At 36.9% G+C, this 15,379-nt stretch carries 13 protein-coding genes; 11 read left to right on the top strand and 2 right to left on the bottom strand.

Going from position 1 to position 15,379, the window contains the following annotated elements; genetic code table 11:
- The first annotated feature begins 34 nt into the window (after positions 1–34).
- Both CVD27_RS23010 and CVD27_RS23005 read left to right on the top strand, forming a co-directional pair.
- On the top strand, positions 35–805 hold the full coding sequence (locus tag CVD27_RS23010; protein WP_101650801.1) for a TatD family hydrolase: 771 nt from the start codon (positions 35–37) through the stop codon (positions 803–805).
- Positions 806–981: 176 nt separating this feature from the next.
- Positions 982–2,016 carry a DUF3231 family protein gene (locus CVD27_RS23005; protein WP_101650799.1) on the top strand — a complete coding sequence of 345 codons (1,035 nt, stop codon included), beginning with the start codon at positions 982–984 and terminating at the stop codon, positions 2,014–2,016.
- A 93-nt stretch (positions 2,017–2,109) separates the two neighbouring features.
- On the opposite strand, the gene CVD27_RS23000 is transcribed toward CVD27_RS23005, so the two are convergent.
- Positions 2,110–2,445 carry a hypothetical protein gene (locus tag CVD27_RS23000; protein ID WP_101650798.1) on the bottom strand — a complete coding sequence of 112 codons (336 nt, stop codon included), beginning with the start codon at positions 2,443–2,445 and terminating at the stop codon, positions 2,110–2,112.
- Positions 2,446–2,681: 236 nt separating this feature from the next.
- On the opposite strand from CVD27_RS23000, the gene CVD27_RS22995 reads away from it, so the two are divergent.
- Positions 2,682–3,965: an MFS transporter gene (locus CVD27_RS22995; RefSeq protein ID WP_101650797.1), complete on the top strand. Its 1,284-nt coding sequence runs from the start codon at positions 2,682–2,684 to the stop codon at positions 3,963–3,965.
- Between the two features lie 102 nt (positions 3,966–4,067).
- Here the strand turns inward: CVD27_RS22995 and CVD27_RS22990 are convergent, their stop codons facing one another.
- Positions 4,068–4,904: a cobalamin-binding protein gene (locus tag CVD27_RS22990; RefSeq protein ID WP_101650795.1), complete on the bottom strand. Its 837-nt coding sequence runs from the start codon at positions 4,902–4,904 to the stop codon at positions 4,068–4,070.
- A gap of 443 nt (positions 4,905–5,347) precedes the next feature.
- On the opposite strand from CVD27_RS22990, the gene CVD27_RS22985 reads away from it, so the two are divergent.
- From CVD27_RS22985 to CVD27_RS22950, 8 genes are all read left to right on the top strand, one after another.
- A complete protein-coding gene (locus CVD27_RS22985; RefSeq protein ID WP_101650794.1) occupies positions 5,348–6,181 on the top strand; it encodes an RMD1 family protein in 834 nt (277 codons plus the stop codon).
- 75 nt (positions 6,182–6,256) lie between these two features.
- Positions 6,257–7,420 (top strand): DUF4317 domain-containing protein, encoded by a 1,164-nt coding sequence (locus tag CVD27_RS22980; protein WP_101650792.1) that lies wholly within the window; start codon positions 6,257–6,259, stop codon positions 7,418–7,420.
- A gap of 567 nt (positions 7,421–7,987) precedes the next feature.
- Entirely contained in the window at positions 7,988–9,259 is a 1,272-nt protein-coding gene (locus tag CVD27_RS22975) for a cation:dicarboxylate symporter family transporter (RefSeq protein ID WP_101650790.1), read from the top strand.
- Positions 9,260–9,285: 26 nt separating this feature from the next.
- Entirely contained in the window at positions 9,286–10,722 is a 1,437-nt protein-coding gene (gene aspA, locus CVD27_RS22970) for an aspartate ammonia-lyase (RefSeq protein WP_101650787.1), read from the top strand.
- Positions 10,723–10,861: 139 nt separating this feature from the next.
- Positions 10,862–12,175 (top strand): ATP-binding protein, encoded by a 1,314-nt coding sequence (locus CVD27_RS22965; RefSeq protein WP_308301816.1) that lies wholly within the window; start codon positions 10,862–10,864, stop codon positions 12,173–12,175.
- Between the two features lie 4 nt (positions 12,176–12,179).
- Positions 12,180–13,112: a response regulator gene (locus CVD27_RS22960; RefSeq protein ID WP_101650783.1), complete on the top strand. Its 933-nt coding sequence runs from the start codon at positions 12,180–12,182 to the stop codon at positions 13,110–13,112.
- A gap of 341 nt (positions 13,113–13,453) precedes the next feature.
- A complete protein-coding gene (locus CVD27_RS22955; protein ID WP_101650782.1) occupies positions 13,454–14,797 on the top strand; it encodes an NAD-dependent malic enzyme in 1,344 nt (447 codons plus the stop codon).
- 356 nt (positions 14,798–15,153) lie between these two features.
- Positions 15,154–15,345 (top strand): IclR family transcriptional regulator domain-containing protein, encoded by a 192-nt coding sequence (locus CVD27_RS22950; protein WP_101650780.1) that lies wholly within the window; start codon positions 15,154–15,156, stop codon positions 15,343–15,345.
- Positions 15,346–15,379: the final 34 nt, after the last annotated feature.

Below are 15,379 nucleotides of genomic sequence, written 5' to 3'. Positions count from 1 at the left end.
TTTAGATAATAAAAAATTACACTGGTGAGAAACAATGAAAATGATTGATGCCCATATTCATTTAGATCAATATAAAAATAATGAAATTGAATTAATCGTAAAAGGTTCCGTCTCGATAGAAGCAGTACTGTCAGTTTCTAACAATCTCGAATCATGTAAGCGAAATCTTGAATTATCTAAAAAATATCTTCATGTAAAGCCTGCATTTGGGTTCCATCCGGAACAAAGTTTACCAACTGAAAATGAGTTCTACATGCTATTGGAATGGATGGTAGAACATCGGGACGAAATGAGTGCAGTGGGAGAGGTGGGTTTACCGTATTACTTAAGAAAAGAACAAAAGGTATCAAACCTGCAGTTCGGTCAATATATGGAATTACTTGAGGAGTTTATTGTATCCGCAAATAAATGGGAAAAGCCCATTGTTTTACATGCTGTATACGAGGATGCCCCGGTTGTTTGCAATCTATTAGAAAAGCACTCAGTGTCCAAGGCACATTTCCATTGGTTTAAGGGTGATGAAAAAACGATTAAGAGAATGATTCAAAATGGATATCACATCTCTGTTACTCCTGAGATTGTATATAAAGAAAAAATTCAAAAGTTAGTTCAAACGTATCCTTTAGAGCAAATGATGATTGAAACAGATGGACCATGGCCATTCGAAGGGCCTTTTTCGGGAAAATTGACTACCCCTGACATGATGAAGCATTCAATCTCTATGATTGCAAAAATAAAAAATCTTTCAGAAACAGAAGTTTCTGAAAGAGTATTTGAGAACACAAAAAATTTTTACCTCATTTAATTGGTCACTAAAGGTAACCAATAAAAATTAGCATGGTGAATAGGAAAACGAGTATTTGACACTAACATGTTTGATATTCGTTTTTTTCGTTTTACAAAGCCCAATATACAACTGAACAAAGAATAGATTTCCATTGGGAGAAAATACTAACCAAAAATGCAGTGAAGGGAGTTATCATGCAAACCATTAAACCAATTAAATTAAGTACAGGAAAGACAAGCGCTAAAGAAAAATTAACATCAGCGGAAATGGGGAAACTTTGGGCAACTTATACGGGAAACAGTATGGCCAAGTGTGTTATAAGCTATTACCTTCAGCATGTTGACGATAACGATATTAAAACGCTTCTAGAGAATGCATTAAAATTATGTGAAGAGTTCATGAGTATATCCAAAGAAATATTCGAAAAGGACAACTTCCCCATACCAAAAGGATTTAGTGAAGAGGACGTAAACCTTGGTGCTCCTCGTTTATTTGAAGATGAATTTTATGTTCATTACTTAAAATATGCTTCAAAAGCAGGAATGAGTATTTATAATGTAGGATTACCGCTTATTTTTAGAAAGGATGTCGTAGAGTTTTTTACTTATTGCATGCATTCAACCATGACTCTAATGGAACAAATTAAAGAAATTTTAATGAATAAAGGCTTTATTATCAAACCACCAATTATTCCTGTACCAGAGAAAGTTGAATTTGTTCATCAAGATTTTTTAAATGGTTTCTTCGGACATGTCCGGCCTCTGCATGCATTAGAAATTGCTCATTTTTACGATAATATTGAAAATAATGTAACGAGTAAAGCTCTCATTATGGCATTTGCTCAGGTCGCAAAGGATAAAAAGATTCGGGAATTGTTTGAAAAAGGAAGGGATCTTACAAGTAAAAATATTGAAGGCTATATGCAGAAGCTATCTGATCAAGGTTTACCTTCTCCATCCTATCTGGATCATCTGGTTTCAGATTCTACTTTTGCTCCCTTTTCAGATAAGTTAATGTTATTTCATAAGATGGATATGTTTTCAATGAAAATAAGGGCATTCGGTAATTCGGTAGCTGTGAATGGAAGGCATGATGTAGCTATGATCTATTCAAAATCCTTTATGAAAATTTCCCTATTTGTTGAAGAAGCAGCAAAATTGATGATCGAAAAAGGATGGATGGAACAACCGCCAAGAGCTGTTGATCGAAAAAATTTAGCTGCTAATTAAAGTTTTATACAAATAACATTTAATTACGTCATTCTTAAAGAGAGGAAATTTTATCTCTCTTTTTGTTTTGAGTAAGGAATTTTATTATTTTCTCTATCCTTTATAGAGAATAAAACTTGAGTACCGTTTTGGTAAATGATTTCTCCAATACTGGTGGAATTCATCCAAAACTTCTTTCGCAAATAAGTCTGCTCCTCCTTGGTCCCTTATCACACCATAATCCAATCTGCTTTGTTTAGTAGTTTCAGTAACATTTACACAATTTTCTATATCTAATTCAATATAAAATTGCACTTCAATACCTTCATAATTTGTTATGGCGGCAAGGTAATTTCCGAATTCTTCAATTAAAACCTCGACCATCCAACCTTTTTGCTCACAATCAATTAGAAATTCTTGGTATAATCTGATAAAAGTGTTTAAATCCATTGCCAGACACATCCTTTTTTGAATGTCGATTGTTATCTAATTCGAAAAATACCTCAAAGAAATATAAAGGCGGATGTTCACTCCGATCTTGACTCTTACATATCACACTATATGCTGCGTTATAAGCTTAAAGAAGTATTTCATCATAAATAATGGACAATAGAGGTATTTATTTAGAATAATTAAAAGGTTAACAGGATAGGATACACTAACTTTAAAAGAAGAGAGGACCGTTTATGGAGAATCCACAACATTCCCTTAGTGCTGACAAAGCCAGATCCCCCTTAAAGGTAAATCCGAAATACAATTATTATATTTTACTAAGTATCGTATTTGGCGGCTTTCTTATTTTTGGTTTATCAGAAAATATTAAAGGCCCTGCTATTCCTATCATACAAAATGAATTTAGCTTATCTCAGTCCCAAATTGGTATTTTATTAGCCTTGAATTCCTTTGGCTATCTTCTTGCCTGTTCATTTACATCAGCACTAAGCAATAGAATAGGGATAAAGAGGACCGGAATCCTTGCATTTTTATCTATGGCATTAGCTGGATTTGTTATTTATGCATCTTCTAACTATGCCTCTCTTTCTGCATCCTTCTTTTTACTATATATTGGTAACGGCGTACTTGAGATCGGTCTTGGAATCATGGCTGCTCGAATCTTCACTAGAAATACAGGGTTTATGATGAACCTATCACATTTTTTTTACGGACTAAGTTCAACTGTTGCTCCGACAATAGCGGCATCTTTAATGGGCTGGAATATTTTTGGGGGTGAGATGGGCTGGAGGGGCATGTACCTTTTTGTTTTATTGTTATCACTTCTGCCAATTGTTCCTTCCCTGTTAGGTAAATTCCCGGAAGAAACTCATGAAGAGGATGCAAAAACTACTTCCTATAATACTCTGCTTCGAGACCCGGTTGCATGGCTTATTGTAGCTGTTCTTTCTTTTGGGGTGGTTTCAGAACTGGCGGTGGGAAGTTGGCTTGTGCAATTCTTGGTTAAGGCCTATAGTTGGAACATCAAAGACGCTTCAAGGATGCTTTCAATGTTTTTCCTTTTCTTTATGCTAGCTAGGCTTGTATTAGGAACGGTTACTGATAAAATTGGTTTTACCTTATCAATTATTATTGCCTCAGCCTTTTCAGGCATTTGCAGTTTATCAGCCATTTTGCTTGGTGAAAAAGGAGCTATTTTATTTGCCATTTCAGGGGTGGGGATTGCTTTAATCTATCCAACTGTCATGGCACTCTTAGCGAAACGGTTCCCAAAGGGGACTGGGACAGCAATTACTTTTACTGTTACGTTAATGGGCATAGCCAGTGTAATAGGTAATCTTATAATAGGTTTTATTATCGATCTTGTTAGTAGGATGTTCAAAAGTGAAACTGGAGCAGCGAACGAAATCCTGGGTTTACAGGTAGGCTATGGATTTATCGGTTTTCTAGCTTTTTTATGTTCGGTATCCAGCATCTTTCTGTATATTATTCTAAAAAAGAAAAAGGAATTAATTTAAATTTTAATTTGTTTATATATTTGCATTTGCATATTAAGTAAAGCCAACCAAATGTTGGCTTTATCCTTTAATGCGCTTATCAAAGTATCGTTTTTCAACTGACTAGAGGGAGTTCTCGAGTTCAGAATTAATTAACAAGTCATCTCCCTCACTATATTTGGGATATATATCTGGATGAAGAAGATAGCCGATTTTAGCAAGCCCGTTCAATAGTCGAGGAGAGGGCCTGCAATAAAGCGGTTCATCAAGAATGTATAGTTGATTGTCTTTAACTGCGTTCATATGCTCCCAACCTGGGCGTTTTATTATGAGTTTCGGAGTGATTTTCTTTTTCTGAACGCCTACCCATACAACACAGATAACGTCTGGATTTCTCAGCCTGACATCTTCCCCATCTGTTTGGACGCTTGCAACGGTTTTATCTTCAAAAATGTTTCGTCCACCTGCGAGTCTGCTTACTTCTGTTAGCCAGTTTCCAGCTCCTGGGCTGAATATTGGTTTTGCCCACCACTCCCAATAAACGGTTTTTTCGTTTTCTACTTGAAGGCTTAAAGAATGGTAGTATTTAATTATACGGGTAAATCTTTCATAAAGTGTACTTGCCTTGTCATCTGTTTTCGTTACTTGACCAACAAACAATAGGCTTTCTCCGACTTCTTGTAAGGTTTGTGGATTTGGGACGATGACATAGGGGATCTTTCGTTTTTCCAGTTCCTTGATATTGCGTTCCATCCCTGGAACGGATAGGGAGGCTAAAACCAAATCTGGCTGCAATTCTTCTACCTTATCCATATCAATATCTAAATCTGGTCCCAACCTTGGTAAACTATTGATTTCTTCAGGCCAATCAGAAAAATTATCTATCCCTATCAGTGCCGTTGTTAACCCTAAATAGGCAACTAATTCGGTATTACTCGGACAAATAGAAATTAATTTCAATTGTATCCTCCTCTTAAGCCGTCCTACAACTAATTATAATAGAATGATTTCTTGAAGACTATCAGTTAAAAATAAATGACTCGTATTTTTTAACTTCCCAATGGTAAATATTTAGTTAAACAATTTGAAAAAATAAAGAAAGGGTCACAAAAAAAGAATGAAAACAACAGTGCCTTCCCACACTGGAGTTTTCATTCAAGAATAATGTCACAAATTCATTATAATTTTAATGTAACCCAATCCCAACAATTATGTTAGATTTACTAACACTATTTTTCGGAAAATAAGAAAAAGATGTTAAATTTTTTATTCGTTTATGTTTGAAGTAAATTTTTGCTTAATTAAATGTTAAATTTTCAACTTTTTCCAATAACGGATTGATTTGTTTAATAAAATAGAATTAAATGAAAGAATGACCAATTTGTGAAAGAGTGATATAAAAAATGATGGATATTTCCTTTAAAGCTATGGCAATCACGAATGAAATGGATCTGAATAAAATCGCTTTACAATGCGGAATTCCAAAAAAATTCACCTGGGAAGAACCTTTAATTTTAAAAGGCAGCATCCTTCAAGCGATTATTGGTAAGAAAGTAGACGAGTCGAAAAGTGTTCTAGTTTTTTCGTTTGGAAGTGTTGTATTTATAAATCACACTCCTGATGAGATGAAAGCAATTTTTAAATACCTGCATTCCTTCGAGCCTGAAATTGATATGAAAAATATAGACAGGTATACAGACGATTATAGTCTGCACATAAATGAAACGGAAAGCATTGAATTGACCGATGAATATGTCGTTGTTCCTGAATATGAGCTTTTTTACCCTGAATTAATTTCAACCGTCCTTGCAAAATCAGTAGCACTTGAAAAAACAGAGGAACAATTAGGAGTGATTCACGACAGGCTAGAGACCATGATTGACCGGCTAGAAAGAGGTAAATTAAGAATAGGGAATAAAGAACTGGCAAGGACAACCGCGAAAATCCTGCGTCATGATTATAACACCTTAGCCTACATCATGATTTTGGATAAACCTGATATCACTTGGACAAGCAGTAATGCGAGTGAGTTTTACGACAAAATGATGGATTTTTTTGAATTGAACGATCGTCATTTAATTTTAAAAAGCAAAACAGAAATTTTATATAACATAATCGAGGGTTTTTCTACCATTAGCCATTCCATTCGAGGTCTGTTTGTAGAATGGATTGTAGTGATACTTATTGTTATTGAAATCGTCATAACTATACTACAAATTGCGGGATGGCTTCCATGAGTTTTTGTTCAGGACTCTTTCCTTATTACTATTTTCACATCGGAACAGTATAATTAGGAATGGGAGTTGAATGAAATGAACAAAAAAGACATCGCTAATATTCGGAAGCAATTTAAATTAGACAATTATAACCTGCAAATTCGGGAAATCTTTAATGTGTATGTACAGAAAGAATCAGGAGAGATTTACCATCAAGTCAGTCAGCCGTTTCAAATGTTAGAACAGGAAGCGCAGGAATTATTTTTGGCCAACTTTAAAAAAGTGTTAACAGGTCAACTTGATGCAAAACTGTTTGAGCTGAAATTCATGCGGGATGTGGAAGACAGCACCCAAATGTTCCTTTTCGAAGGATTACAACAAGATACAACCGAAGATTGGAAAGAATACATGCTCGAAATCGTCGTGAAAATGTTTGCTGCCACGGTTTATGAATTCGATACTGTGGTAACGTTTATCCGGGGAGAATATCGAAAACCGACCAGGAAACGGAATGCGGAATCTGAAGAAGGCGGGGATGACCAGGTATATTCCAACGCGTTTATTCTTTGCAGTCTCAATAAAACGGATGTGCCGAAAAAAGCCTTGATGTTTGATTATATTGAGAAGGAATACAAATCCTACAACGTTTTTGATCCCATTATTAATTTAGATTCTCCATTAACAGGCTTTCTCTTCCCCGCTTTAAACGACAATGCAGCAGATGTAAACCATCTTCTCTATTATACAGGGAAAGCAAATCAACCGGATTTTAAATTTATGGAAGAAGTGCTCAATTGTGAAGAGATTATTACTGCTCAGGAAGATAAGGACTGCTTCGATTTCATTTTAAAAGAAGTGATAGGAGACGAGGTGGATTCCCGAGTCATTTCCAACGTGTATGAGGAAATCGATAAGCTGGTCCAGGAGAATCAAGAGAATGAAGAAAGTGAAATCCCTACGATAGATTCACGGGATATCGAACGCATCTTAACCGTAAGCGGCGTCGAAAATGTGGAGACGGCCAAATTGGAACATGCCTTTAAAGCAATCTTGGATGATGAAAAACATGAATTCAAAGCAACTAGTTTAGTTCCTAAAACCATCAAAATCGAGACAAAGGTGGCCAATGTAACGATTAATCCGAAAGACTTGAAATATGTAAAATACATTACATTCGAGGGAAAACGGTGCCTATTGTTGGAGGTCGATGAAGAAGTCATAGTGGAAGGATTTCGACTAGAAGAATCGGAAACACTTTAATATGGTTTAGCCAGGGAAGCCTAGTTAAAGGTTTCCCTGCTTTTTTATGTTTGTTCTAATTCTTTATATCCGAAACTATCTGAAATTTCCTTACTGCTTATAAACATGATTAAATCAGGAATTTCAACAGCAAGTGGAATGGCTCAATTAAGATATAAAAAAAATTATGAAAAGCACTTTTTCAATATTATGTCTGAAGTTATTGGAACTCTAGATGATCTTTAATTACAAGGGAAAATTAATAAGGAAATGAAGAAAGGAATTTGGCATTATTATTGCAACTAACTCATGATGTCTTTTATTTGAGAAAAAGCCCTTGCTTTGGCAAGGGTTTTTTGACGTACCCGAGTTAAGTCCAACATCGGCCTATCGTCCCAGCCAGCCCCCATTCAATCTCCAAAAAAAGATAGAAAATAGTAATAATTAAAAAAATGTTTTTTTATTTTTAGACTTTTTGTAGATTTTTGTGTAATCGAGTAGGTTTCTAATAGAGTAAAAACATAGCCTGTCATGTGTCCTGATAAAGATACAAAACATGCTTGAGAACAAATAAGGGGGAGCTTTTCAATGAAAAGATTTGGATTGGCTACACAAATTTTTGTTGCACTTATACTCGGGATTATCTTTGGTATCGTTTTTTATGGAAATGAGACAGCGATGGCCATATTAGCTCCTATAGGGGACATTTTTATCCATTTGATTAAGATGATTGTATTGCCAATTGTTATCGCGGCATTAATTGTTTCTATTGCTGGTGTGGGAGACATCAAAAAATTAGGAAAGTTAGGCGGAAAGACGCTATTTTATTTTGAAAGCGTTACAACTTTTGCTATTGCGATTGGATTATTGGCGGCAAATCTATTTCAGCCTGGGGCAGGTGTAGATACGAGCGCTCTTAAGGCAAATGACATTTCAAAGTATGAAGAAACAATGAAAACTACTGGAACTCCGAGTGTAGCAGAAACGATTGTACATCTGGTTCCGACAAACGTATTTGAATCTATGACTAAAGGTGATTTACTTCCAATCATTTTCTTTACTGTTTTCTTAGGATTGGGAATTGCAGCAATAGGAGAAAAGGGAAAGCCTGTTCTGACATTTTTTGAAGGTATATTGGAAGCGGTGTTTTGGGTAACGAATCTTATTATGAAATTAGCCCCTGTGGGAGTATTTGCACTCATTGGGGTGAACGTTGCAAAATTTGGAGCTGCCTCGTTACTTCCTCTTGGAAAACTGGTGCTGGCTGTTTACGTAACAATGATATTTTTTGTCCTCGTTGTTCTTGGTGTCATTGCGAAAATCTCTGGGACAAGTATTTTTGTTCTCATGAAGGTACTGAAAGATGAGCTCATTCTGGCGTTTACAACCGCAAGCTCTGAATCTGTTTTACCAAGACTTATGGATAAGATGGAGAAGTTTGGCTGCCCAAAATCAATTACTTCTTTTGTAATTCCAATAGGCTATACCTTTAACCTGGACGGCTCATCCATCTATCAAGCTCTTGCTTCACTTTTTGTAGCACAAATGTATGGAATTCATTTATCCGTTATGCAGCAAATTACGTTGCTGCTTGTGTTAATGCTTACATCAAAAGGAATGGCTGGGGTTCCAGGTGCGTCGTTTGTGGTCATTTTAACAACACTTGGCACAATGGGACTTCCTATAGAAGGCGTCGCGTTCATTGCTGGTATTGATCGTATTTTGGATATGATTAGGACGGCAGTTAACGTTCTTGGAAATTCTTTAGCGACAATCGTTATGTCAAAATGGGAAGGCAAATTTGACCAAGATAAAGCAAATCAATATGTGGATTCCATTAAAGAGTCAAATGTAGCGTAATTTTATTGAGAATAGGAGGGAGTATCATGTCAGCTTCTGAGACAAGTACTCAAGTACGAATAGAAAACGATTTTTTAGGATCTAAAAAAATCCCGGCAGATGCTTATTATGGCATACAAACACTGCGGGCAGTTGAAAATTTCCCGATTACAGGCTATCGTGTTCACGAACAGTTAATTAAAGCGCTGGCAATTGTCAAAAAAGCAGCTGCTTTAGCGAATATGGATACAAAACGGTTATATGAAGGAATCGGCAAGGTCATTGTTCAGGCAGCAGAAGAAATAATAGAAGGTAAGTGGCATGAACAATTTATCGTAGATCCCATTCAAGGCGGCGCAGGAACATCCATGAATATGAATATGAATGAAATCATTGCTAACCGTGCGCTCGAACTTCTTGGGAAAGAAAAAGGCGAGTATAAGAATGTAAGCCCGAATAGTCATGTGAATATGTCACAATCTACAAATGATGCGTTTCCAACCGCGATTCATATTGCTACTCTTCAATTAATTGAAAAGCTATTGGATACGATGCAGCAGATGCTGGCAGCTTTTAAACAGAAAGCACATCAATTTGATGATGTGATTAAAATGGGACGAACACATCTTCAGGATGCCGTGCCAATCCGTCTCGGTCAAGAGTTTGAAGCGTATAGCCGGGTCCTGGAGCGTGATATTAAACGGATCCAACAATCACGTCAGCACTTATATGAAATCAATATGGGGGCAACGGCAGTTGGTACGGGCTTAAATGCAGATCCCCGCTATACCGAAAATGTGGTCAAACATATAGCAGCTATTTCCGGACTCCCGCTTTTGGGGGCTGAACATCTTGTCGACGCCACTCAAAATACGGATGCTTACACTGAGGTATCGGCAGCGCTGAAAGTATGTATGATGAACATGTCCAAAATCGCGAATGATTTACGGCTAATGGCGTCAGGTCCCCGTGCAGGACTTGGGGAAATCGCATTACCAGCCCGTCAGCCAGGTTCATCTATTATGCCGGGCAAGGTTAACCCGGTCATGGCCGAGATGATTAACCAGGTAGCCTTTCAAGTAATTGGAAATGATCATACCATTTGCCTAGCATCCGAAGCAGGGCAGCTTGAATTAAATGTAATGGAACCTGTGCTTGTATTTAATTTGCTTGAATCTATCAGCATCATGAATAATGCCTTTCGTACGTTTACGGGTTACTGCCTGATGGGGATTGAAGCAAATAAGGAACAGTTAAAAGAATATGTTGAAAGAAGTGTGGGAGTCATTACCGCTGTTAATCCCCATATTGGATATGAAGTCGCTGCGCGTATTGCAAGAGAGGCCATTTTAACAGGTAAACCAGTACGTGAATTATGCTTGAAATATGATGTATTGACAGAGGAAGAGCTTGATCTGATTTTAAACCCTTACGAAATGACCAACCCAGGCATTTCCGGGGCATCGCTTTTGGACAGAGAATAAACTGTATTAAGTTGTCTTTTCTTTTTCACCATTGTATACTTTTCTAAACTTGCATAACGAATTCAGCATAGTTGGTATTTACCTGTGTTGGATTCGTTATTTATATTTATATTTTTTTTATCTGTGATATTAACAGGAAGTGAATCGTTTGAAAATCAACCAATTAATTAAAAGTAATATATTTGTCTTTATATTTATTCTAGTTGCAGTTCCGTTGGCGGGAGAGTTAAAATTTTATCCTTTTCATGATACATTCCGTGTTAGTCTGGGTACGCCAATTTTTTTCTTTTCTCTCTTATTATTGCGGGGCATTTCACCGATTTTACTCGGTATTTGTACAGCACTATCTATTCTTTCCTTTCGGGTAGGATTAGACTGGCTTACACAGGATCCTTTTGATTTGCTAGCTTCCGTTCAAACAAGCTATCCATCTTCCCTTTATTATTTTATGTTCGTACTCCTGTTTTATCTATTAAAATTGAATCAGTTCCACAGCCGTCCTTGGATTATCGGAGTATTAGGCATTACCATTGAAATTATATCCAGTTTAACGGAACTGATGTTTCGGCACGTGGCTGACGGAGACTACCTTTCCCTGTCAAAACTAACCCAGATCTTTATCATTGCCATTTTTCGCAGCTTTTTTGTGCTTTCCTTTTTTAGTATGATGAAGTTATATGAAGGAAAAATAAGAGAGAGGCAAATTCAGCAAAAAAACCATTACTTATTGATGCTGTTATCGAATTTGTATGTGGAATCCGTTCAGTTGAAAAAAGTACTAAAAAACGCAGAAAATATTACAATTACATCATACGATCTATATCGGGACATAAATGAATATATGAAACAAACAGGACTTTCCTTAGAGCCATTTAGTAACAGGGTATTACGAATTGCTGGAGAAGTACACGATATCAAAAAAGACAATCAACGGATTTTTGCCGGACTATTCAGGTTGATTGAAGACGAAAAGTTTTCCGATTACATGGATATCCATGAACTTGTCCCTGCCATTATCCGAACAAATGAACAATATGCCAGTTCATTAGGAAAGAAGATTGATTTTCGCTATCAAATTGATGGTGAACATCCGGAATATCATGCCTATTTGGTTTTATCGTTGATCAATAATTTAGTGGCAAATGCGGTAGAAGCTATTGAGGGGAAGGGAGCAATAGCTATTTATGTAAAACTGGAGAATCAGTTTGTATGGTTTCAAGTAGAGGACGATGGTCCCGGAGTATTTGAAAAGGATAAAAGCTATATCTTTAAACCAGGATTTACTTTAAAATTTGATCACGCCGGCACGCCATCAACAGGCATTGGTCTTTCTTATGTACAAGAAATTACCGAAGAACTTGGGGGATGTGTGGACCTTCAAAATGGTTCGGAAAATGCCGGAGCATTTTTTACCATAAAACTTCCGATAAATAGCCTAGTCGAAAGAGGGTAACTCGATGAAATTTTATATAGTAGATGATGATGAGGTGCATCGTTTAATGTTGGCGCGAATAATTGAAGATGAGGATCTGGGCGAGATTATCGGAGAAGCCGAAGATGGCTCCATGCTTGATAAAAACTTAATGGTCCTTAAGTACGTGGATATTCTATTTATCGATTTGTTAATGCCTGTTCGTGACGGAATTGAAACGATTCGCCGCTTAAAAGGGCAATTCACAGGTAAAATTATTATGATTTCACAAGTGGAATCAAAGGAATTAATCGGTGAAGCCTATTCACTTGATGTTGATTATTATATTTCAAAACCAATAAATCGCCTTGAAGTGTTGACTGTTATCCGAAAAGTTATGGAGCGAATCCAGTTAGAAAGGTCGATTGCAGATATTCAAAAATCATTAAATACCGTGTTTAATTTACAGCAGCCAAAACAGGAAACAGCAAATGCATTGAAGAAAACCAGTATCGTTACATCTGGTGAGTTTCTCTTATCTGAACTAGGTATCTTAGGTGAAAGCGGCAGCAAAGATTTACTGGATATCCTCCAATATTTAGATCAATATGAACAATATCATACGTACGAACAGCAATTTCCGCCTCTTAAAAAAATTTTTGTGCAAATTACTTTAAAAAAGATTGGGGCACCCACGGCACAAATTGATATCCAGCGGGAAGTAAAAGCCTCTGAACAAAGGGTAAGAAGAGCGATTTACCAATCGATCAATCATTTAGCGTCGCTCGGTTTAACAGATTTCTCAAATCCTAAGTTCGAAAATTATGCATCTAAGTTTTTTGATTTTACGATTGTACGCAAGAAGATGACCGAATTACAAAGAAATCCTAACTCTTCTCCTACCAGTACGCGAATTAATACAAAGAAATTTATCCAAGTTCTTTATTTCGAATCGAAGCGGCTCATTTTAGAGGATTAATTGGCAGAACTCTAAAATGGGTTTTTTTTTCAAGTACTTCTGGCCTCCCCCGAAATCGGTATCTTAAATGATTAACAAATAAGGTACCCCTTCTTACCTTGTATATGTCGAGTGTTTTCAAGTTAAATTTAAAATATAGCAAATTTTCGGACATGTGTATAAATTACCTTTGTAAGTTTTTGTAGAGTTTTGTTGTTCTATGTATATTAACTCTTATATTACGAATAGGAAATCATTTATAAATGGTCAAAAGGGATGGAAGAAAATGTTAACAGTCAAAGAGGAAAATAGGAGTCACTTCTTCCCTTCCCCATTCATAGACAAGTAGTTGGAGGAATTAGATGATGAGCAAACAAATCATTCGGACGTTGATGGTGGAAACGCCTTCAATCCCTGGTAATCTTGGGAAAGTAGCAACGACAATTGGTCTTGCAGGAGGAGATATAGGGGAAATACAAACGGTAAAAGTAGGTCCAAATTACACAATACGTAATATAACTGTTCAAGTCGATCATGAGGAGCAGATAGAAGAATTGGCAGACGCTCTCTCCCGGTTAGACGGGGGAATTCGTCTTCATGCTGTTTCAGATGAAGTCCTTCACGCACATGAAGGAGGGAAAATTCATATGAAAAGCAAAGTGGATCTTCAAACATTAGCCGACTTAAGAAGAGTTTATACACCAGGTGTGGCCAATGTTTGCCGAATCATCGAGAAAGAACCGGATAAAGCAAAAATTTATACGAGTATTGGTAATTCGGTAGCTATTGTAACAGATGGAACAGCGATTCTTGGCCTGGGAGACATCGGCCCTGTTGCCGGAATGCCAGTTATGGAGGGGAAGGCTGTACTCTTCGACCAATTAGCCGGCATTAATGGGATTCCGATTCTTCTAAATACGAAAGACCCGGATGAGATTGTACGGACGGTGAAGAATATTTCTCCTGGTTATAGTGGTATTTTACTCGAAGATATTGGGTCTCCACACTGTTTCGAGGTAGAAGAACGACTTAAGAAGGAACTGGATATTCCGGTTATGCATGATGATCAGCATGGAACTGCTGTTGTCACTCTGGCTGCAACGATTTCAGCATGTAAAAGTGCCGGTATTGACTTAAAAAATGCACAAGTTGGACAGATTGGCCTTGGAGCGGCAGGCTTGGCGATTTCTCGAATGCTTATGGCATACGGAGTAAAGGATGTTTTTGGAGCAGATAAAAGTCCGGATGCGAAGGTGCGGTTAGCGAACTATGGTGGTCATCCAGTTGATAGTATTGAAATGTTAATGAATACCTGTGACATCGTTATCGCAACGACAGGTGTACCTGGACTTATTCAAAAGCAATGGGTACGCCCAGGACAGGTGATTCTAGCCTTATCGAACCCAAAACCAGAGATTGAACCGGAAGTAGCCCTGCAAGCGGGAGCTGCTTATGCAGCAGATGGCCGTTCTGTTAACAATGTTCTTGGATTTCCCGGTATTTTTCGAGGAGTTTTAAACGCACAATCAAGTGAAATTACCCATCCTATGCTAGTCGCTGCTGCTGAAACGATCGCAGCATGTACCAAACCTGGAGATTTGGTACCGCATCCTTTAGATTTAAATGTTCATAAAATGGTGACAGAAGCGGTAGAAAGAGTAGCTGTTCAAGATAATAGGAAAGTAGAATATACTTGCTCCTTATAGATTTGCCAACCAATGATTTTGTGGTTCTGGTGAAAAACTAGTTTCCCTTAATTATGTTAAATAATTCGGTATTTATCAGTGATCTCCTGTATAATTTTACCTGTTCAAAAATTTTATACTCTAAAAAAGGACAAAAGGCATTCAAGGAATGGTCGTAGAATGCTTTTTGTCCTTCCTTTATTTATTGTGAAATTCCTGTAAAAGATAGGTAAATTCATTAATTAGAAAAGCAGGTATGTTCGATTTTACTGGATCTTGATAAATTCTGCAGATGACTGCCAATGTTGATGCTTAAAAATGATAGAATATGTTTGGTATAGATTTTATACAGGAGTCCTTAAAAAAATAAATTTGCTATTAGTTATAATAATTTTTCATCAGGAATAACTTCTGTTGCAGTCCCTGTGAAAAATAAACATAAGGAAATAATCGCAGCAGTTGAATTAATTGGCAATGAACAGCGTTTGAGACCAGTATCCATTCAGAAATATCTCAAACTTGTCATCGATGCAGCAGCTGAAATGGAAACCAGGTTGGTTGGATCCTGAGACTAGGATAGAATGAGGTAATGTTATTAATCTA

The sequence above is a fragment of the Neobacillus cucumis genome (assembly GCF_002860255.1).
Taxonomy (GTDB): domain Bacteria; phylum Bacillota; class Bacilli; order Bacillales; family Cytobacillaceae; genus Neobacillus; species Neobacillus cucumis_A.
The sequence above is the reverse complement of the archived record's forward strand: the minus strand, read 5'-3'. Positions and strand labels throughout refer to the sequence as shown.